Source organism: Acholeplasma equifetale ATCC 29724 (assembly GCF_000687735.1).
GTDB lineage: Bacteria > Bacillota_I > Bacilli_A > Acholeplasmatales > Acholeplasmataceae > Acholeplasma > Acholeplasma equifetale.
The window spans coordinates 12,530-34,699 of sequence record NZ_JHXL01000006.1 but is presented as its reverse complement, the minus strand read 5'-3'; the positions used below and the strand labels follow the sequence as shown (position 1 = coordinate 34,699).

20 protein-coding genes and 1 other annotated feature are annotated in these 22,170 nt (G+C 28.5%); of the genes, 18 read left to right on the top strand and 2 right to left on the bottom strand.

The genetic code is table 11. From position 1 onward, the window contains the following. Positions 1-2: 2 nt before the first annotated feature. From mutM to obgE, 15 genes are all read left to right on the top strand, one after another. On the top strand, positions 3-1,370 hold the full coding sequence (gene mutM / locus T434_RS07485) for a DNA-formamidopyrimidine glycosylase (protein ID WP_162150712.1): 1,368 nt from the start codon (positions 3-5) through the stop codon (positions 1,368-1,370). Positions 1,371-1,384: 14 nt separating this feature from the next. Further along, positions 1,385-2,590 (top strand): DnaD domain protein, encoded by a 1,206-nt coding sequence (locus tag T434_RS0103985; RefSeq protein WP_162150711.1) that lies wholly within the window; start codon positions 1,385-1,387, stop codon positions 2,588-2,590. Then, complete coding sequence (locus tag T434_RS0103980; RefSeq protein ID WP_162150710.1) at positions 2,580-3,377, top strand: ATP-binding protein; 798 nt, start codon at positions 2,580-2,582, stop codon at positions 3,375-3,377. Before T434_RS0103985 ends, T434_RS0103980 begins: the two co-directional genes overlap by 11 nt. Before the next feature lie 30 nt (positions 3,378-3,407). Further along, positions 3,408-3,607 (top strand) — a binding site (T-box leader). Positions 3,608-3,654: 47 nt separating this feature from the next. After that, positions 3,655-5,586, top strand: a complete 1,932-nt coding sequence (thrS, locus tag T434_RS06895) for a threonine--tRNA ligase (protein WP_162150709.1) — start codon at positions 3,655-3,657, stop codon at positions 5,584-5,586. Between the two features lie 97 nt (positions 5,587-5,683). Then, positions 5,684-6,589, top strand: a complete 906-nt coding sequence (locus T434_RS0103970; RefSeq protein WP_026400001.1) for an ABC transporter ATP-binding protein — start codon at positions 5,684-5,686, stop codon at positions 6,587-6,589. Further along, positions 6,576-7,940, top strand: a complete 1,365-nt coding sequence (locus T434_RS0103965) for an ABC transporter permease (RefSeq protein WP_026400000.1) — start codon at positions 6,576-6,578, stop codon at positions 7,938-7,940. The genes T434_RS0103970 and T434_RS0103965 overlap by 14 nt, the downstream gene beginning before the upstream one ends. After that, a complete protein-coding gene (locus T434_RS0103960; protein WP_026399999.1) occupies positions 7,930-8,925 on the top strand; it encodes a P-loop NTPase in 996 nt (331 codons plus the stop codon). The genes T434_RS0103965 and T434_RS0103960 overlap by 11 nt, the downstream gene beginning before the upstream one ends. Positions 8,926-8,939: 14 nt before the next feature. Next, positions 8,940-10,220, top strand: coding sequence for a hypothetical protein (locus T434_RS0103955; RefSeq protein WP_026399998.1), 1,281 nt, complete (start codon positions 8,940-8,942; stop codon positions 10,218-10,220). Between the two features lies 1 nt (position 10,221). Beyond that, the gene (locus T434_RS0103950; protein WP_026399997.1) at positions 10,222-10,911 is read left to right on the top strand and encodes a DUF6320 domain-containing protein; all 690 of its coding nucleotides are present in this window, start codon (positions 10,222-10,224) and stop codon (positions 10,909-10,911) included. Between the two features lie 50 nt (positions 10,912-10,961). Then, on the top strand, positions 10,962-11,621 hold the full coding sequence (radC, locus tag T434_RS07915) for a RadC family protein (RefSeq protein WP_162150708.1): 660 nt from the start codon (positions 10,962-10,964) through the stop codon (positions 11,619-11,621). A gap of 30 nt (positions 11,622-11,651) precedes the next feature. Then, positions 11,652-12,587 carry a YcjF family protein gene (locus T434_RS07910; protein WP_162150707.1) on the top strand — a complete coding sequence of 312 codons (936 nt, stop codon included), beginning with the start codon at positions 11,652-11,654 and terminating at the stop codon, positions 12,585-12,587. Positions 12,588-12,763: 176 nt separating this feature from the next. Next, positions 12,764-13,063 (top strand): 50S ribosomal protein L21, encoded by a 300-nt coding sequence (gene rplU / locus T434_RS0103940; protein WP_026399996.1) that lies wholly within the window; start codon positions 12,764-12,766, stop codon positions 13,061-13,063. 3 nt (positions 13,064-13,066) lie between these two features. Further along, the gene (locus tag T434_RS0103935) at positions 13,067-13,381 is read left to right on the top strand and encodes a ribosomal-processing cysteine protease Prp (RefSeq protein ID WP_026399995.1); all 315 of its coding nucleotides are present in this window, start codon (positions 13,067-13,069) and stop codon (positions 13,379-13,381) included. 2 nt (positions 13,382-13,383) lie between these two features. Further along, positions 13,384-13,662 carry a 50S ribosomal protein L27 gene (gene rpmA / locus T434_RS0103930; protein WP_026399994.1) on the top strand — a complete coding sequence of 93 codons (279 nt, stop codon included), beginning with the start codon at positions 13,384-13,386 and terminating at the stop codon, positions 13,660-13,662. Between the two features lie 56 nt (positions 13,663-13,718). After that, positions 13,719-14,978 carry a GTPase ObgE gene (obgE, locus tag T434_RS0103925; protein ID WP_035358319.1) on the top strand — a complete coding sequence of 420 codons (1,260 nt, stop codon included), beginning with the start codon at positions 13,719-13,721 and terminating at the stop codon, positions 14,976-14,978. 32 nt (positions 14,979-15,010) lie between these two features. Here the strand turns inward: obgE and T434_RS0103920 are convergent, their stop codons facing one another. Next, entirely contained in the window at positions 15,011-18,583 is a 3,573-nt protein-coding gene (locus T434_RS0103920; protein WP_026399992.1) for a hypothetical protein, read from the bottom strand. Positions 18,584-18,673: 90 nt separating this feature from the next. Here T434_RS0103920 and ruvA point away from each other — a divergent pair, with 90 nt between their 5' ends. Genes ruvA through queA form a run of 3 tightly spaced genes read left to right on the top strand, consistent with a single transcriptional unit; the run spans position 18,674 to position 21,270 of the window. Next, complete coding sequence (gene ruvA, locus T434_RS0103915; protein WP_026399991.1) at positions 18,674-19,234, top strand: Holliday junction branch migration protein RuvA; 561 nt, start codon at positions 18,674-18,676, stop codon at positions 19,232-19,234. Positions 19,235-19,246: 12 nt separating this feature from the next. After that, positions 19,247-20,254: a Holliday junction branch migration DNA helicase RuvB gene (gene ruvB, locus T434_RS0103910; RefSeq protein WP_162150706.1), complete on the top strand. Its 1,008-nt coding sequence runs from the start codon at positions 19,247-19,249 to the stop codon at positions 20,252-20,254. Next, positions 20,251-21,270 carry a tRNA preQ1(34) S-adenosylmethionine ribosyltransferase-isomerase QueA gene (gene queA / locus T434_RS0103905; protein WP_026399989.1) on the top strand — a complete coding sequence of 340 codons (1,020 nt, stop codon included), beginning with the start codon at positions 20,251-20,253 and terminating at the stop codon, positions 21,268-21,270. The genes ruvB and queA overlap by 4 nt, the downstream gene beginning before the upstream one ends. On the opposite strand, the gene T434_RS0103900 is transcribed toward queA, so the two are convergent. Then, entirely contained in the window at positions 21,271-22,101 is an 831-nt protein-coding gene (locus T434_RS0103900; protein WP_026399988.1) for an undecaprenyl-diphosphate phosphatase, read from the bottom strand. Positions 22,102-22,170: the final 69 nt, after the last annotated feature.

The window sequence follows — 22,170 nt, the reverse complement described above, 5'->3', positions numbered from 1 at the left end:
AGATGCCTGAATTACCAGAGGTAGAAGTTATCAGACGTAATTTAGAAACAGTCTTAAAAGGTGATACAATTACCAATGTAACTGTCTTTTATCGTCCAATTGTAAGTAATAACAAAGATTTTGAAGCAAAATTAATCAATCAAAAAATTCATACAGTGGAACGTCAGGGGAAATATTTAAAATTTATTTTAGATGATTACTGTTTAATATCACACCTTCGTATGGAAGGTAAATACTTCATGGATGAAAAAATTGATCCAAAACATACACATGTAGTATTTCAACTTAAAAGTGGACATGAACTTTCATATCATGACACAAGAAAATTTGGAAGATTTGAACTAATTCCGATTGATGAAAAAGATACATTTTTAAATCTTTCAAAAAAACTTGCAAAAGATCCGGACAAGATTGACTTTCAAGAATTTTATTCTAAAATTAAGAAGTCTCACTTAAGCATTAAAGAATTATTACTTGATCAAAGTGTTATTGCTGGAATTGGTAATATTTATGCAAATGAAATTTTGTATTTATCAAAAATTCATCCAGATAAAAGAGGTTTTTTAATTTCAATTAATGAGGCGAAAGAAATTTTAGAAAATTCAATTAAAGTATTAAATCTAGCAATTAAGATGGGTGGTTCAACCATTGATACATTTGAATCACTTGGACATCGAGGGAAATTTCAACAATATTTAAATGTACACGGTAAGGAAAACCAAAATTGTCCTCGATGTGGTGAAAAAATTATTAAAATTCAACATAAAGGTAGAGGAACATACTTTTGTCCATCATGTCAAAAATCGTATATCATAGGACTAACAGGTGGTATTGCAACTGGAAAATCAACAGTTTCTAACTACTTAAAAAAATTGAATATTAAAGTAATTGATGCAGATCAAATTGTTCATAATTTATACCAAGATCATGACTTTTTAAAAAAAATTGACAAAATTTTTAAAGTGCTAGAAGAAGATAAACTTAATAAAGAAAAACTAAAAAATGAAGTTTTTAATAATAAAAGAAAATTAAAAAAACTAGAATCTATCATTCATCCATTAGTTTTTGAAAAAATTGAAAAGTCTTATCAAAAATATCATGAGCATATTGTTGTATTAGATATTCCACTATTATTTGAAACAAACTATCAAAAATATGATCAAAGTTTGTTAATTTATACAAATGAATCTATTCAAATTGATCGTTTAATGAAACGCAATCATTTAACAAGAAAAGAAGCAATTAAACGAATCCGTCTTCAATTACCATTAAAAGAAAAAAAAGAGCGTGCAACATATACAATTAGTAATGAAGATTCAAAAGAAAAATTATATGAAGCAACATTAAATTATTTATTATCATTAAAATGAAGGGGAAAACAAACATGAAGCCAAATCAAACTTTTCAAATCATTACACAATCATCTTTATCTAATGATGAATGGAAAGTGTTAGGGTTGTTATATCAACCTCTAATGGGTGTTTTGGCTTTTTCTTTATATCATACGTTTTATCATTTATTAGATCATAAAACGTATCGTTCTGAAGTCATTACACATCAATTTTTATCTGATATTTTGAATACAAAGTTAGATAAACTTGAAGAAGCTAAGGATAAATTAGAAGCTTTAAATTTATTAAATACATATCAAGATCAAAATCACTTTGTATACCAACTTAAAAGCCCATTAACACCAAGAGGCTTTCTAAAAGATACTGTGTTAGGACAATTCTTACAAACAGAATTAGGTCCTAAAATGTATCGTGAGTTAACAGGTAAATTTAAAGTTGAAAAGTTTGATTTATCAAACTTTAATCAAGTAACTAAAAACTTTGATGATGTATTTAATTTTGTTGGAATGAACGATTTTGTTGATGCGCATATGTATTTAGGTAAAAAGACAAATTCAGGTGCTAAAATCAAAGATCAAATCAATTATGAAGCATTTATTGAAAAATTACCTGATCGTGTCAAAAAACCTGTTTTAATGTTTGAAAAAACAAAAGATTTAATTCAAAAATTAGTATTTGTATATCAATTGTCATTAGATGAAATTGCTGATATTTATTTAAAAACTGTTGAACCAAATGGTGAGATTGACTTACAACTTTTACAAACGAAAGCTAAAAATTACTATCAAGAAAAGAAAGATAAACATTTAACAGTTTTAGAAACTAAACAAATGAATGGTAATGAAAACTGGATTCACGTGTTAAAAAATACATCACCAATGGTTATTGTAGAAAGTTATGCTAAAAATGATTATCAAGGTATAGCTACAGAAACAGTGATGATGCTAATGGAGAGAAATCAAGTTGAAGTTGGTGTCATTAATGTATTACTTATGCATATTTTAAAAGCTAAACAAGGGGAATTACCGAATATTGTCTATTTAGAAAAAGTATTAGAAACTTGGGCTCAAAATGGCATTCGTACAACAGAACATGCATTTAATGAAATATTAAAAGATCGAGAAATTGGTCCTACAAATAATAAAAAATCTTCTAAAAAAACTAAGGTTGAAAATAAAGATTGGGTTGAAGCATATTTACAAGAATTAATCGATGAGGAGAAAAAATATGATCAATGAAATTAAAAAAATTGTTCAATCTGATCCAGAAACAAAAAATTTAAAGTTATCAGACGATGATATTTTAATTGCATATCAATATATTCTTCAAAAAGAAAATTCTTCAGTACCTGGATATCAACCCAAATTAGTGACTGAACCATATCTTCAAATCGTTTATGAACCAACAAAGGAAAAACTAGAAGAAGAACTTAATAGACATATAAAAAAGAATTTAGAAATTTTTGAAAGTGATACATATATTGAAAATGCTAATTTAAATGATTTTGTTGTGTCAGATCAAGCACATGTTGAAGCGTTTGAATATGTGGAAAAAATTTTAAAGGATCCTAAAAAGTATCACAAAGGTTTTTATTTATATGGTCCTTATGGAACAGGAAAAAGTTTCTTTTTAGCGGGGCTTGCTAAAAAATTAACCAAGGAAGGTTTGAATGTTTTATATTGCTTCATGCCGGATTTAATTCGTTCAATGAAAGCATCAATTGGTACAAATGATTTAGAAAAAAAGATAAATCATCTTAAACGCTGTGATGTATTAATCCTTGATGATATTGGTGGCGAAAATATGAGCGTATGGTTTAGAGATGAAATCTTATTGCCAATTTTACATTATCGAATGAATGCTAAAAAAACAGTTCATTTTTCATCAAATAGTTCATATGTTGATTTAGCAGAACGATTCAAATTAGATAAAGATGAAGATATGGAACTCAGTTTAAGAATCATTCGACGAATAAAAGAATTATCATTTGCACATAAATTTAGTAAAAGATACAAAATTGATTGATATTTTCATGAAAATGATTATAATATTAATGAATAAGCAATGAAGAGGACATGATTCATGTCGACCCAAGCGATGTAAGGTATGGTGAAAGCTTACAAAAAATGATATGAATTACCACCTCGGAGCTAGCTTAACCCAATAAGCTCGTCAAATCCGCGTTAAGGATAAAATAAGTGCATAGTTTTTAAACTATGAACTAAGGTGGTACCGCGATTAATTACGTCCTTAGATGTTGTTTCAACATGTAAGGATTTTTTTCTTATTAAGGAGGATTTATATGATTAAAATCGTATATCAAAATCAAAATTATCAATTAGAGGCAAATCATAATGTTTTTGACTTTGCAAAATCTAACAATATTGACTTAAAAGGTGTAATTGCTGCAAAATTCAATGGTGAACTCATTGAATTAAGTCGTAATTTAGATGTTGATGGTGAATTAGAACTTATCTTAGAAAATACAAAAGAAGGGTTTGAAGTTTTAAATCACTCAACAGCACATTTATTTGCACAAGCCATACAAATTCTTTATCCACATGCAAGATTTGGTATTGGACCTGCAATTGATGAAGGATTCTATTATGATGTGGATTTTATGGATGAAACATTCACTGATGAAGATTTATCCAAAGTTGAAAAATTAATGAAAAAATTATCTAAAGAAGATTTTAAAATTGTGCGTAAAGAAGTTTCTTATGAGCAAGCTAAAGAAATCTTTAAAAATAATCCATATAAGTTAGAATTAATTGAAGAGCACAAAGGCGATACAATTACAACATATACTCAAGGCGAATTTATCGATCTTTGTCGTGGTGGACATGTTCCTTCAACAAGATATATTAAACATTTTAAATTACTTAATTTAGCTGGTGCTTATTGGAGAGGAAACGCCAAGAATAAACAATTAATTCGTATTTATGGTACATCTCATTTTTCAGAAGAATCTTTAAATGAATACTTAAATCTTTTAGAAGAACGCAAACAGCGTGACCATCGTAAGATTGGTAAAGAATTAGATATCTTTATGGTATCTAAAGAAGTTGGTTCAGGATTACCATTCTGGCTTCCAAAAGGTGCAACAATTCGTCGTGTGATTGAGCGTTATATTGTTGATAAAGAAATTGAATTAGGTTATTTACATGTTTATACACCTATTATGGCTAACGTTGAGTTTTATAAGACATCAGGGCATTGGGATCATTATCATGAAAATATGTATCCGCCAATGGATTTAGGTGATGGTGAAATGTTAGTTTTACGTCCAATGAACTGTCCTCACCATATGATGATTTATAAAAAAGAACTTCACTCATATCGCGATTTACCTATTCGTATTGCAGAACTTGGTATGATGCATCGATATGAAAAATCAGGAGCATTATCTGGTTTACAACGTGTTCGTGAAATGACATTAAATGATGCTCATATTTTTGTTAGACCTGACCAAATTGAAGATGAATTTAAACGTGTTATAAACTTAATTGTTGAAGTTTACAAAGATTTTAATATTAAAGACTACTCATTCCGTTTATCATATCGTGATCCTGAAAATAAAGAAAAATATTTCGATGATGATGATATGTGGAATAAAGCAGAATCAACAATTAAAAAGGTTATGGATGATTTAAATATTCCTTACAAAGAAGCATTAGGTGAAGCTGCATTCTATGGACCTAAGGTGGATATTCAAGTTAAGACTGCAATGGGTATGGAAGAAACATTATCAACTGTTCAACTTGACTTCTTATTACCTGAACGCTTTGACTTAACTTATGTTGGTGAAGATGGTAAAAATGATAAACGTCCTGTTGTTATTCACCGTGGTGTAGTGTCAACAATGGAACGTTTTGTTGCATATTTAATTGAAGAGTATAAAGGTGCATTCCCTTATTGGTTAGCACCAGTTCAAGTTAAATTAATTCCTGTTTCATTAGAACATCATTTAGAGTTTGTTAAAACTTTACATGAAATGCTTAATAAAGCAGGTGTTCGTGTTGAATCAGATTTCAGAAATGAAAAATTAGGTTATAAGATTCGTGAAGCTCAAATTCAAAAAGTACCTTATCAATTAGTCATTGGAGATGAAGAAGTTAAAGGTAATAAAGTAACATATAGAAAATATGGTGAAAAAGATCAAGTCACTGTTACAATTGATGAATTTGTGGAAATCTTAAAACAAGACCAAAATAAGAAAAGTAGAGTTAATTGATTGGTAGTAACCAATCAATTTTCTTTATAAATAAATAAAAAAAATACCATTTCATGATAAGATATAAATGTCTAAAAAATCAAAAGAGGGGTGCAATATGTTAGAAGTCAAAGGTGTTACACTAAAATATGGAGACTTTGTTGCCGTTGATGATCTATCATTTGAAGTTAAACCAGGTGAAATTTTTGGTTTACTTGGTACAAATGGTGCGGGTAAAACAACAACATTTAGAACGATTATGGGATTATTATATCCATCCAAAGGTTATGTCCGTTATAATGGAAGCTTTGTTTCATACGAAACGGTTGATCAAATCGGATATATGATTGAAGAGCGAAGTTTATTAACTAAGATGACAGTTAAAGACTTAATGTTTTATTTTGGACAACTTAAAAATGTATCTGTTGAAGATATACTTAAAAGACTTGATTATTGGCTTGAACGCTTTAACATTAAAGATTATAAAAACAAGAAAATTAAAGAATTATCTAAAGGAAATCAACAAAAAATTCAGTTTATTTCGGCTTTAATTAATAATCCATCACTTTTGGTTTTAGATGAACCATTTAGTGGATTAGATGTTATTAATATTGAATTATTTGTTGAAGTAATTCGTGAGTTTCAAGCAAAAGGTGCAACAATTATTTTCTCAAGTCATCAAATTGACCATGTAGAAAGTTTTTGTGAAAGATTAGTTGTATTAGAAAAAGGTAAGACTGTTATATCTGGATACATTAAAGATATTAAAAAAGATTTTAAAAAGCATAATATTAAAGTCATTGCAGATGATTTAGATAAAGATGCTTTAATGAAAATCAATGGTGTAGAAGATGTAATTATTCAATCTAATGAATGGATAGTTAAAATTGCATCAGAAGATGTTTCAAATGATGTTTTTGATTATGTCAAAACATTAAAAAATATTCGTAAATTTGATGTTGAACAAGCAACATTATCTGAAATATTTATTGCGAAAGTAGGTAAGAAATATGAAGAAGCTTAAGTATATGGTGAAATACGGATTAAAAAAACGATTAATGACAAAAGCGTTTGTTATTTCTACAGCTATTATAGGCGTTTTAATTTTAGCAGTTACGCTATTACCTACAATCCTTTCTTCATTTGGCAATGATGAAGGCAGTAAAATTGAAGGTAATATTATAATTGTGGATACAACACAATATACTGTCTTTACATCAACTTTAAAAGATAAAGCGATTAATGAATTAAGAACAAAATATACCGTTGATGTAAATATCACTGTAAAAACATCATTAGAAGATATTCCCAATGAATCATTTTATGAAAATCCAGGAGATGTTTCTGGTATTGTTTATATTTATTTAGAGCCATATGAAGCACAAAACCCAATTAAAATTGAGGATAATTTTATTGTACGTGTCAAAGTATTTAATGTGGGTATAGACTCTATTTTACTATCCAAGTTTGAACAAGAAATTATCCATTTCCAACGTATTAAATATTTAACAGATCACGGTAATGTAGATCCTAATTTTGTTTCTGATATTTTTCCAGAGTATGTTGTAAATCCTTATGCAGATAATAATGCAATGGAAGGGTTAATAGCGGGATTAACACCAATGTTAATTATTCCTGTATTTATTTTAATTACATTTGCAGTTCAAGCAATTGGTACAGATATTTTAGAAGAAAAATCAACTAAAGCTATTGAGATTGTGATTGCATCAGTTAAACCACAGACACACTTTATAGCAAAAATCTTATCTATAATTATTTTCCAATTTGTACAGTTAGCGATTTATTTCTCATTTGGAATATTAGGGGTATTACTCAATAACTTAATTGCAGGTCAGCAAACAGGTGGCGCATCATGGGGAACTGTATTAGGTGAATTAGCTCCAGTTGTTGGACCAACTTTAGGATTAGTATTTGTATGCAGTATCTTAGGTGCAACAATTTATGCAATTATTGGAGCATTTATTGCATCATTAGCAGTAAACCAAGAAGATTATCAACAAGTTCAAACACCTGTTATGTTATTATTAATGATTGCATATATGGGATCTTTATTTGCAGGAGCATTTGAAAGTAAAGCAGTTTTATTAGTATTCTCATATATTCCATTCTTTTCACCATTAGTATTACCAATTGTTTACGCAATTGGAGCAATTACTATGACAGATGTCATTATTGGTATGGTTATATTAGTCATTACAATCGCTGTTTTAATTGTTGTTTTAGGACCACTATATCGTGCAAGTATTTTATCTTACGACCAATCAAATCTTTTCAAACGTATAAAAAATACTTATAAAACAGCTAAAGCATTAAAACAAAATCAAAAATCTTACGAGGAAAAAAATGGAGATTAATTTAGAACCTTTAAGACTAGAACTAGAGTCACTCATTGATCCATCATTAAATATTACTTTTAAAGAAGCAAATAGTTTATTAAAACTTGAATATAAAGATGATGTCGTATTTATTGAGGTTCAACTTAAAAATAGAAAAAAAGATGAATCAGATATAAAATTGAATATTGCTCGATTAGTTAAAATTAAATATGGATTTAAAGGTGTTCATATTGAGTTTTTTGATTCAAAATATCAATTAGAAACTGAAAAGAAGCTTAAATATTTGGGTGTAATATCTGGCAAGGGTGGTGTTGGTAAATCAAGTGTAAGTGCAAATTTAGCAGTTGCATTTCAGCGTTTGGGTTATCATGTAGGTATCATTGATGCTGATATTTATGGATCAAGTTTACCAAGCATTTTTAAAATGCCAATAGAACCACTTGATACAACCGATGAAGATGAGATAATTCCAGCTCAATTTGGAGAAATTCAAGTATTAAGTCCTGAATTCTTTATGCCGTTAAACCAACCATTAATGTGGCGAGGTCCAATGCTAGGAAAATTACTTACAATTTTCTTTGAAAATGTATGTTGGGATCCAGATATCGAAATTATTATAGTCGATTTACCACCTGGAACAGGTGATGTTCAACTTGATATTAAAGAATTTATACCTGACGCAAAAATGTTATTAGTAACAACGCCTCATCCTAATGCAAGCCATGTTGCTTTAAAAGCAGGATTAGGTGCATACGAAATAGGTCATGAAGTGATTGGTGTTGTCGAAAATATGAGTTATTACTATAATGAAGCTGCTCAAAAGAAAGAATATATTTTTGGTGAAGGTGGCGGAAAATTAGTTAGTGAACAACTTAAAGCACCATTGCTCATGGAAATTCCTATCAATCAACCAATGGATAAAAATTCATATATTTACAGTTTAGATGATATGAATGGTAAACTTTATTTACAATTAGCAAAACTTATTTACGAAAAATTATAAAGAAGTGATTGATTTTGGCAAAAAAACTCAAACGATTTTATGACTTAGATAACGCTGCAAAAATATTTCCAGTTGTATCAAATGAATCTCGTAGTTACATGTTTAGATTATCGATTGTTTTTAAAGAAGCAATCGATCCTTTAGTTATGCAAAAAGCATTAACAAAAACAACTAAACGCTTTAAACATTTGAACGTAAGAATTCGTAAGGGATTATTTTGGTATTATTTAGAAGAAAATTTAAAACAACCTATTTTAAAAAAAGAAACAGGGTATATTAATGCATATCTTTACCGCGAATTAAATAATGATTTTTTATTTAGAACACTTTACTATAAAAACAGATTAAGTGTTGAATTTTTCCATGCATTAACAGATGGTAAGGGTGCTTTAGAATTTATTAATTCTTTAGCCTATGAATATTTAATTCTTAAAGGTTATGATATTAATCCTGAAGGTTTAGTTATTCAAGCGGATGCAGCAAGTAACTATCAAGAAGTTGAAGATGAATTTCAAAAACTATATCATAAGCAAAAAGTATTTAAATTAGGTAAAGAACCAAAAGCTTATCACCTTAAAGGAACATTTTATGCTAATCACTATCATGCTGTGATGCATCTTTATATGCATACGCAAGAGTTAAGAAAACGTGCTAAGTTTTATGATGCGTCCGTTACCGAATATTTTGTAGCACTTATCATATTAGCTCAAAAATTAAGTGGGAGAAATAAAACTTATAAACACTTATATCGTGTCTTAATTCCTGTCAATTTAAGACAATATTATCCATCAATTACTTTAAGAAATTTTGCTAGTTTTGTAAGAATTGATTATGATTTAAATCAAGATACTAAAGATTTAGCTGCAATTATTGAATTTGTAAAGAAACGAATGAAAGAAGAACTCAATTTAGATTTAATGGTTAATAAAGTGATCGCCAATGTTAAGCTAGAGCAAAATCCATTATTACGTATGGTACCATTACCGATTAAAGCGATTGCAATGAAGTCAGTATATGGTCTTATCGGAGAAGCTTTAAACTCATTTGATATTTCAAATTTAGGTAAAGTTGATTTACCAAGAGATATGCAAGAACATATTTCACATTATCAATTTACAATTGGACCATCAAATGATACACCAAAAGCTGCAAGTGTAATTAGCTATAATGATACCTTGTGTTTAACATTTATATCTAAAATGATTGAACGAGATTTTGAATCTGCGTTTATGTCGTTATTAAGAGAAGAAGGTATCGTTGCAGAAATTGAAAATAATGATTGGGAGGTTATGTAAAATGATTTGTAAGCATTGTAACCTCATTCATGATGATAATCAACTTACCTGTGTTGTATGTGGCAAAAGTTTAGTACCTTATGATGATAAAAAAATGGATATTGTTAAAGTTGGATATCCAAAACTTGTGCATGTTAGAAAAAAAAGATATTTTGCATTGAAACTTTTTGGATTAATTTCAATCGCAACCAGTTTAATCGTTGGATTCATTAACTTTTTAACTTATAAAGAACATCCGGAAATGTGGAGTTTAATTGTAATTGGTGCACTTTTATATATTTGGTTATTTATTTCAACAATTTTATTATCTAAGCACGACTATTCCACCAAGGTGATTAAACAGGTAGTTACAATTAGCATCATCTTAGTCTTAATTGATGTTTTTACAACATATTCGGGCTGGGCATTAACATTTGTGATACCGTTTATTCTTACGCTTACAACAATTGCCTTACCAATTGTTGTAGCATCCATGCCTAAAAAATATTTTATGCATGTTCGAAAATTATTTATTTTAATTCTTATTGATCTATTGTATACTTTAATACCATTCATAACAGATTGGATGATTAAAACGTATGATTGGACAGCTCTAATGGCTGGTATAAGTGGCTTAATTTTACTTTCTGCAATGTTTATATTTGCAAGAAAGACAACAATAGAAGAACTTGTTAAAATATTTCATGTATAAAAGACAATCTAATCCTTTTTAACTATAATTAGTTAGAAAGGATTTTTTTTATGAAGAAAATGACACCAAGAGATAAAATTAAACACTTTGGCATTAAAAGTTTAACTAACGAAGAATTACTAGCGGTCATCATACAAACAGGAACAAAAGAAAAAAGTGTTTATGAAGTAGCTGATTGTTTGTATGAAAAATTATCCCGACTATCAGAATTAAATGAGTTAACAATTGAAGAATTAATTGAATTAGAAGGGATATCCTATGCAAAAGCATCTATCATATTAGCATCAATTGAACTTGGGAAAAGAATTAGAGCTGAACACACAAAAAAAATTTCTATTGATAATGCGTACGATTTGTATCAATTTATAAGAGAAGATATTGAATATGAGAAACAAGAAAATTTAATCGTTATATCAATTAATATTAAAGGTGAAATTATAAGAAAAGATAGAATCTACATTGGCACATTAAATATGATATCTTTATCGATTAAAGAAGTCTTTAGACCAATTATTAAACTAAACGCATATGCGATGATGATTGCACATAACCACCCATCAGGTGATCCCAAACCTTCCATTCAAGATAATGAGTTCACAGAAAAAATAATTGAGGCATCAAAACTAATGAATATTCGATTTATTGATCACTTAATTATAGGAAGAAATCAATTTTTTTCATATAAGCATCAAAAGACTTTCAAAGTTTGATATAATATCAACAAAAGGATGTGTAAAACGATGAAGAAAAAAGACTCAACAAAAAGTTTTTGGTATTTAGCAGCAATTGGTGCATTGATTATCATCATTTTAATGATTGTTTCTGCTGTATTACAAGTTGGTGAACATTTAACAGCAATTCACCCTCATGCACCTTATGTTTTCTATATTTTAGTCTTTTTATTGGTTTATCTTTTAATTATTCGACCAATAATGATTATTTTATTTTCACCTACATTTTCAATTGATACAACTCTTGATAATAATCCTAAAAAAGAATACAAAGTGTTAAAAAAAGCAGCCGATAGACTTCTTGATCAAGGTCTTCCAGAAACATTTGAAACTATGTTAAAAGATGCATATCGTGATCCGATTAACTTAAGAAATGCTTTGAATACAACATATAATAAACATGTAAAAAAGAAAATGAATCAAGTAATTAGAAATCATGCAAAAACAGTAATGGTTTCTACAGCTATTTCACAAAATGGTCGATTAGATTTTATTACGGTCATCGTTGTTAACATCAGAATGATTAAAGAATTAGTTGTATTATGTGGATTTAGACCAAGTTACAAAAATTTAGCGAAATTAGTAATCAACGTCTTTACAACAGCGCTTATTGCAGAAGGATTAGACAACTTAAATATTAGTGATATTTTGCCTCAATCAACAATGAATATGTTAGCGGATATTCCGCTAATAAAGCCAATTATGAGTAGTGTTGTTGAAGGCATGAGTAATGCGTTATTAACACTTAGAATTGGTATTGTGACAAGAAAATATTTATTTGATGACTCATATGAGGTTACAAAAGAAAAAATTCGTTTTGGTGCTTTAGTTGAAGCTGCTAAACATTTACCTTTAGTTATAGCAGATGGTTTATCTATATTTCCTAAAACAATTATGAATATTTTTAAACCAAAAACAAAAAATGAAGAAGAATTAGATAATTAATTGTCGTATAGTTTGTTAAATATATATTTATATATATAAATGAAATAATTATCTTGACAAATACATAAAAAAACTATAAAATGTTACTTGCGTTGTACCACGTAGAAAAGGTGTTAAATGCGATAAGCTACCTTAATAGTGAGTCTTCGAAAATTATCTTAAAGGAGGAAACAAGCATGTTCGCAGTTATCAAAACTGGTGGAAAACAATTAAGAGTTCAAGAAGGTCAAGAAATCTTCGTAGAAAAATTAAATGTTGAACCAGGCCAAGTTTATGAGTTTACTGAAGTATTAGCTACTTCAAATCAAGTAGGTCATCCTTTTGTTGAAGGTGCTAAGGTTGTTGCTGAAGTTGTAAAGCAAGGTAAACAAAAGAAAATCATCGTCTTCAAATACAAAAGAAGAAAGAATTATCGCAGAAAACAAGGCCACAGACAACCATATACAAAATTAGTTGTTAAACAAATTATTGGTTAATATATGATTACATATAATATCCAAAGAGTTGACAATAAAATAAGAAAAGTTGTCGGCAAAGGTCATGCATTATTTGGTCAGTATGGGCAAGATATTGTTTGTGCAGCAGTTTCAACAGCGTTTATAATGACCGCTAATGCTATAGAGTTTCTTGGGTTTAAAAAGCTTATAGAAACAACGATGGAAGAGGGATACTTCGAATTGAATGTATTGCATACAAACGAAACAATCGAAGGACTTCTAAAAAATTTAGAATACACATTAAATGAGTTAACAACTCAGTACCAATCTCACATTAAAAACCAAAAGGAGGGATAACTATGTTAAAGTTAAATATTCAGTTATTCGCGTCTAAAAAAGGAGTCGGTTCAACTAAGAACGGTAGAGACTCTCATTCAAAACGTTTAGGTCAAAAATTATCTGATGGACAATTTGCAACTGCAGGATCAATTATTTATCGCCAAAGAGGAACTAAAATTCATCCAGGTGTTAACGTAGGTCGTGGAGGCGATGATACTTTATTTGCAAAAGTGTCTGGTATTGTTAAATACGAACGTAAAGGTAAAGACCGTACACAAGTATCTGTATACGAAGCGTAATTTGAAAAGGGTGACTCGTTTTGCCCTTTTTTCTTAGTTAAAGGAGAATCATATACATGAGTGTTTTTGTAGATGAAGTATTAGTAGAAGTTAAAGCTGGTCGTGGAGGACATGGAAAAGTTGCATATCGCAGAGAAGCGTATGTTGAATTTGGTGGTCCTTCAGGAGGAAATGGTGGTCGTGGAGGACACATTTATTTCATTGGCGATGAAGGAGATAATACATTATTAAAATTAAGATACAATCGTCATATTAAAGCAGAAGATGGTGAAAACGGTCGACCTAAAAATCAAAATGGTCGTAATGGACAAGATACTTACGTCCGTGTACCTTTAGGAACAATTTGTTATAAAGAAGATGGAACATTAATAGGTGAAATTTTATATCATAATCAAACATTACTTGTTGCTAAAGGCGGAAAAGGTGGACGTGGTAACCGTGCCTTTCAATCAAATAAAAATAAAGCACCTGACTTTGCTGAACAAGGCGACTTAGGTGAAAGTTTTAAAGTTAAAGTTGAATTACAAGTATTAGCAGATGTTGGATTATTAGGGTTTCCATCTGTTGGTAAATCAACATTTATTAATGCAGTTTCGAATACAAAAGTTAAAACAGCAGACTATCCTTTTACAACTTTATCACCTTATTTAGGTATGGTACGTTTTGACGAAGGTGAATTTGTTATAGCTGATTTACCAGGATTAATTGAAAATGCACATTTAGGTGTTGGATTAGGTATTCAGTTTTTAAGACATATTGAACGCTGTCGAGTATTACTTCATATCGTATCTATGGATAGTGAAGATCCGTTTAACGATTATCAAACAATTAATCGTGAATTAATGATGTATGATGAAGAATTACTTAAAAAGCCACAAATTGTTGTAGCTAATAAAATGGATATTGAAAATGCAGATGAAAAACTTAAATCATTTAAGAAGCAATTAGGGGATATCAAGGTATATCCGATATCAGCAATTCAAAAAGAAGGTTTAGAACCTTTAAAATACGCGATTGCAGATTTATTAAAAAGTATACCTAGAAAAGAACCTAAACATCAAGCTAAACTTTATCAGTTTAAAGAGGAAAAAGAATCTACATTCATTATTACAAAAGCTGATGATGGTGTGTTAGAGTTAAGTGGAGATAAATTATTCCAACTCTTTAATAGAACTGATTTTAACAGTGATTCAGCAATTAAACGTTTTTCTCGTCAACTTAGAGGTTTAGGTATTGATGATGCATTAAAAGAAGCAGGGGTTAAACCTGGTGATACAGTGCGCATTTTCTCTTATGAATTTGAATATATAGAATAAAAAAGATGCTGAAATCAAATCAGCATCTTTTTTTAGGATAAGTTCAATTGCTTAAGTTTATATTGATGACTGCGTTTTAAGTCTTTAATATTCTTTTTGAATCTATTTTCTTCTTGACGCTCAACCTTTCGTCCAATTTGTTGACTTAATGTTTTTTCATTAGAAAGAATTCGTTCTTGTTGAACTTTTAATGATTTAAGAGATTGAATAACTGTTTCATGACGTTTTTGAAGCATTAATGAGTTTTTATCCTTTTGTTGTTTAATCAAATCTAAATTTTCTTTTAACTGATGTTTAAATTTATTTTCAGTTTGTTGGAAACGTAAAGACAGATTTGAATTTTTTAATGATGTAGATTGTTCTAAGGATTTTAAAAACTTATTTTTAGCATCAAAATTGTCTTTAAGTTTTTGACGTTGTTTATTCATTGAATCATTTAATCGTGTAAGATTTCGGGTATAATCATTGGATAACTCTAAAATAACACTTTCTAAGTTTGCATCAATGAGTGCCAATTCATTTTTGAGTTTATCATCAGATAAAAGAAGTTGCTGTTCAAGATTTTTTATTTGTTGTCGTAAAGTTTCAATTTGAATATGTTTATCTTTTTTAATTTGATTTTGTTTTAAATCGATAAAGTAAACCTCATCATCATTGATTTCATTGATATGTTCTAAATGACGTTCATTATGAATTCTAATTTGATTTTTGATACGTGTTGATTCTCTTTCAAAGCGTTCTTTATGTTGATTTAAATCTTTAGTTATAAATGAGAGTTGATCTTTTTGTTCTAAAGAAAGTTGATTAAAAAGATTCATACTTCCTTTTAGAAGTTCTTGATATAAGAGATGACTATTCTTTTCAAAATAATCACCTAACTTATAGAAGTTTTTCTCATATTCTTTAATAATTTGATTGGTTAAGTAAATTGGCTGGTTTAATTTATCTGTAATAGATAATATCTTAATTTCATAAGTATCAATGAGATGACTTAAACTTTTCATCACTTGTTTATAAAATTGAACTTGTTTAATATATGCTTTTGCATCACGTGATTGTTCAATATGGTGTGTTTTGATACTTTGATCTAATTTTTTCTTTAATTGAGATTCTGTAAGATTTAGCTTAGAAATTGGTTTTTGATTTTTTTCAATTTCCTCTTCTAAAGCACTCATTTCATTTTCAATTGTATTAATTTTACGAGTTAAATGATCAATTTGAGTTTGATAAATTTTAGCTTCTTTTTTATTTTGAGTGTGTTGACTTTGAAGTTCTAATTTATTAATTTCAGATTGAATAAGGTCAACTTCTTTACCTAATTCGTCGATGTTTTTTTGAATATCTGATATTTTTAATTGGATTTTTTCTTTTTCAGTATCTAAATCAGCAACTTTTAAATCAAATTCATGTTTCAACATTTTTTGATGTTGAGTCATTTTTTGACTAGTTAAATCATTAATCTTTGACTCATGGAATTCAATCATGTCTAACATGAAGTTATCTTTAGCTTTTTCTTGAATTCGACTTAAATTTTTAAATATTTCTGAATATAATTGGATATAAATCTTGATTGTATTAGCATCAGCTGGTAACTGATATAATCTAATCATTTCAACCATGAATCGATGATAAATATTGTAAATTACATAAATTTGATTGAATAAAAAATGAATTCTTGAATGAACAATATTTAAGTCTTTTGTATGTGCGTTTTCTTTTAGGATATAGTTTAATTGATTGATTTCAAAATTTTGCTGAAGGTTATCAAAATCAATGGTCATTTGAGTAAGCTCATTATTCAGTGTAAGTATATATTGTAGATGTGATTTGCGTTCTTGTCGTCGTTTTATTATATAGTCTATTTTAGCTTCAATTTCTGATTTTTTCAACGTGTAATCTAAATCAAAAATTAAATTTTGAAGCTCATAAGATTTCATTATTAAATCTTTTCTCAAATTTAATGTTCTTAATTCTTTATCTCGAATGGTATTTTCTTTTTCAATTGATAGCTGTGTTATCATTGAGAGTTTATTTTTTTCATATTCTAAATGTAATTTAGCTTTCTCATAACGTTCTTGTTGTGCAAGTTTAAAGAGTTCCAAATCATATTGTAGTTGATATTCTTTAAACTCATAATGAGATAAATGATAACTTGTCTCATTTGACAATAAATTGATATCTCTTTCTGCGATAGCACCAGCGATAGATAAATCGATTTCTAATGGTTTAATAGATTCTGTTGTCTCTAGTTTTGTAAGTTCAACATCATGATCATGTTTTAGTTTTAATTTCTTAATTTCTGTTTCTAGTGATTTTTTGTTAAATTCATATTGTAAATTGAGATCAAAAGTTTTTAAACGATGATTAATAAAGATAAATTTATCTTCAATTGTCCATTGTTTAATTTGTTCTAAGTATTTTACTTCAGCTTCGTAAAGTTTTAAATAATGATTTTTTTGATTTTCATGCAATTGACGTTCAGTACGAGAAATTTGACGTTTTAATTCATTATCTTGATCGTTAACAAAACGTTTATAAGATTTTTTAAGTTGTTTTTCTTCATCAGCAGAAGAAGCGTTTTTCACAGCATCATTTAGTTCTTTTAAACGTTCTTGACGTTCTTGTTGAATGGTTTCTTTATATAAACTTAATTTTGAGTTAAGAATTGAATTTTCGTCAGATATCTTTTTAATTAAAAGATCTTTCTTTTCATTAAAATTATTAATAATTTGTTGATGTAGTACCTTATGTGAGTTTTTAAGTGATTCAAATTCAGCTTCTAATAGTTCTTTTTGATTTATATAAGTATTTTCTACAATCTTTAATTGTTCTTCAAATGGTGTAATATCATTTTTAAGTTTTTCGTCTAATGTTTTAATTTTTTCTTGTGTAATTTTATTTATTTGGTCAACTTTACGGTTAAAAGCAACAGAAGCAACCTGTTGTTCATTTTTTATTGATAGATATTTTTCATCGCTTTGTTCACGATAGGCATTTTTAGCTACATGTATTTGTTCAATACGATCTTTAATTTTTTCTTCATATTCAATTGATTCGTTTTGGATGCGTTGTTCTTCATGTTTAAATGTTTCTTCAATTTCTTTGACACGATCATTAAATACTTTTTCTAATCTTGTAATTGCTTGAGCATGATCTTTTCTAACTTTTGAAATTAAAACTTCTATAGAAGCTAATTCTTTATCTTTAGTTTTTTCGCTTTCATCATTTGAACGATTTAACTCTTCGGTATACTCATCTAATTCTTGTTGCAAAAGATCTATGTCTTTTTGAGTTTGATTCGTTAATTGAGATAATTCTTCTTGATAATCTTTTTCATAATTTTCAAGTTTTGATACTAAATTTTGTTTCTTTTGTAAGTTTTCTTGAATAAGAGTTTGAATTTTGCTTCCAATAATTTTTTGTTCTTTAAGTTCTTCAGAATTTAGGTGTTTAATTATTTCATTATGGGATTTTTCAAATGACAAAAACTCTTCATTTAAATTTAATAGAAGAGTCTCTAATGGTGCAATAATTTCTTGATGTTTTGAGTCAATTGAACTTAACTCTTTGAGCCTATTTAAGGCATCTTCGATGAAGTCGAACAATTCGAAAACCCCTTTCATGTTTATTATAACATAATAAAGTACATAAAAAATGATATAATAATTAAGAATGATAATATAAAAGGTGATTTTATGTACGGTTATATCAAAGGTGTTGTAAAAAAAGTATATCCAAGCCATGTTATTGTAGAAAATAATGGTATTGGTTACTTAATTATTAGTCCGAATCCATATGAGTATAAACTTGACGATGAAGCGATTTTTTATACATATTTACATGTAAGAGAAGATGTTTTTTCATTATATGGTTTTAAGTCTGAAAAAATCTTAAATCTTTTCTTAAAATTAATAAGTGTATCTGGAATTGGACCTAAAAGTGCATTAGGTATTGTGGCATTCGATGATACAGATCGTATTGTACAAGCAATTGAACTTGGCGATGTAAAATATTTAACAAAATTTCCTGGTGTTGGTACAAAAAGTGCTCAACAAATTATTCTAGATTTAAAAGGGAAACTTATTGATGATGAAGTTGAAATTAAACTTATTTCTGATGCTGGAAAAGATGTCGAAGCTGCATTGGTATCTTTAGGATATAATAAGGCAGATATTAAGCGTGTAATGAAACATATTAATGTCGATCAAAGTGCTGACCAAGCGTTAAAAGAAGCATTGGCATATTTACTTAAATAGTAGGGTGGGAGCATGCAAAAATCTATAATTAGAGAACTAGATATTAAAGAAGAGGATGAATTACTATTAAGACCTCAAAAATTAAATCAATATATTGGTCAAGATAATATTAAAGAAATGTTAGATGTCTATATTAAAGCAACACTTAAAAGACAAGAATCACTTGATCATATTTTACTTTATGGTGCACCAGGTTTAGGTAAAACAACTTTAGCTCAAATTATCGCTAACGAACTTGGAACTCAAATAAAAATAACATCCGGTCCCGCAATTGAAAAAACGGGTGATTTAGCAGCTATACTTACAACATTAAATGCAGGAGATGTTTTATTTATTGATGAAATTCATCGTCTACCTAGATTTGTTGAAGAAGTATTATATTCAGCAATGGAAGACTACGTAATTGATATTATTTTAGATAAAGAACGTGATTCAAGAAGTTTACGCATTGAGTTACCTCCATTTACATTAGTTGGAGCTACAACAAGATTTGGGGATCTTTCTCATCCATTAAGAGAACGTTTTGGTGTAACATTTAGATTAAGTTATTACAGAGTGGATGAAATAGCTCAAATCGTTAGACGCACTGCGAAAGTTTATGAACATGAGATTGAAGAAGATGCTGTAATGGAATTAGCAAAACGTAGCCGTGGAACGCCTCGTATAGCTAATCGTCTTTTCCGTCGTGTAAGAGACTTTGCAGATATCATGAATGATGGAAAAATTACTTTAGAAATTACTAAACTTGCATTAGGCAAATTAGGTATTGATGAACGTGGTTTAGACGATTCTGATTATTTATATCTTCGTGGTATCATTGAGCGATTTAATGGGGGACCAGTTGGATTAGAGTCTATTGCATCAACAATTGGAGAAGAACCAGGTACAATCGAGGATGTTTTTGAGCCGTATTTACTTCAAGAAGGTTACATTAAACGTACACCACGTGGTAGAGTCGCTACCGAATTAGCATTTGAATTACTTGGAAAAAAATATTATAAAGGACTTTTAGACTTGTGAAAATAGATTTATTTGATTTTGATTTACCTAAAGAATTAATAGCTCAACATCCAATCGAAAAACGTGATCATTCAAGATTGTTTTATATTGATAGAAAATCAGGTGAGAAAAAGCACCTACATTTTTATGATATTATTGATTATTTAAACGAAAATGATGTTTTAGTCATGAATAATACAAAAGTCATTCCAGCAAGATTAATGGGAATTAAAGAAGATACAAAAGCTTTAATTGAAGTATTGTTACTAAAAGAAATTGATTATGGTGTATGGGAAGCATTAACCAAACCTGCTAAAAGAGTTAAAGTTGGTACGAAAATTAACTTTGGTGATGGATTATTAACGTTAGAATGTATTGATGTTAAAGATGAAGGTATACGTATTTTTAGAGCATACTATGAAGGTATTTTTTTAGAAGTGCTTGATAAGTTAGGTACGATGCCACTTCCCCCTTATATCCATGAACAGTTAAAAGATAAGTCTCGTTATCAAACCGTTTATGCGGAAATTCCAGGTTCTGCAGCAGCACCAACTGCAGGACTACATTTTACAAAAGAATTATTAGATAAAATTAAAGCCAAAGGTATAGAAATTATTGAAATAACACTTCATGTAGGACTTGGTACATTTAGACCGGTTGCAGTTGATGACATATTTAAACATCATATGCATTCAGAAACATATGAAATTAGTAAAGTGGCTTGTGAAGCCTTAAATAAAGCTGTTAAAGATAAAAAAAATATCGTTGCAGTAGGTACTACAACGATTCGCACATTAGAATCTAATTTTGATGGCCTATTTCATGAAGGAAGATTCGATACAAACATATTTATTTATCCAGGATATCAATTTAAAGTTGTAAATAGTTTAATAACAAACTTTCATTTACCAAAATCAACATTGATTATGCTAGTATCAGCTTTTTATGATAGAAAGAAAGTATTAGAAATATATAAAGAAGCTATAAATGAGAAATATAGATTTTTCTCATTTGGCGATAGTATGTTCTTAAAATAATTAAATTAAATATAAAATAATTGATATGGTTCCAATAATGAAAGTATATATTGAGAACCATATTAAATTTTTATAAGTTACAATTTTGTATAAAAAACGTATTGTAATTAATGAGAAAATAAAACTAAATAAAAATGCTAAACTAACACCTAATATATCAATATATCCTGGAGTTTTTATAGCATCATATATACCTAATAATGATACAGGAACACTAATTATTAGGTAACATAAAAATGAAAATTTAAGTAGTTCTTTCATATCTAGTTTTTGAGTAGAACCACCAACAATGGTAATACCTGATCGTGATAAACCTGGGACAGGTGAAATTCCTTGGAATAAACCAATAATAAGTGCATTTTTATAACTAATTTCTTGAACTAAACTTTTATTTCTTAATGTGAAAGCAATTAATAATAATATTGAAGTTGCTAGTAAAGAAATACCCGTTACTAATAGTGTTTTTTGTAAGAAATGGTTAGCAATTAATCCTGTTATTCCAACTGGAATAACAGCAATTAATAATTTAACAACATAATTGAAATTATTAAATCTAGAAGGGTTTTTACGCTCATTAGATTTAAAGATAAATAAGAAAAAGTCAATAATTAATATTTTCACTTCTTTAAAGAAAAAGATAAAAATGGCTAAAAATGAACCCATATTGGTTAAAGTTAATAATAGATTTAGTTCTGTATCTAAGTCTTTTCCAGGCATTAATAAATGATTGAATAATAACAAATGTCCCGAAGAGGATACTGGGAAAACTTCAGCAATGCCTTGGATAATTCCTAGGAGAATATATTTGATAAGTTCGATGATATAATCCATTTCAATTACCTTCCTTGATATTATTAAAATCATTATAACATAGCATTAAAATATATAGATTGTATTTTT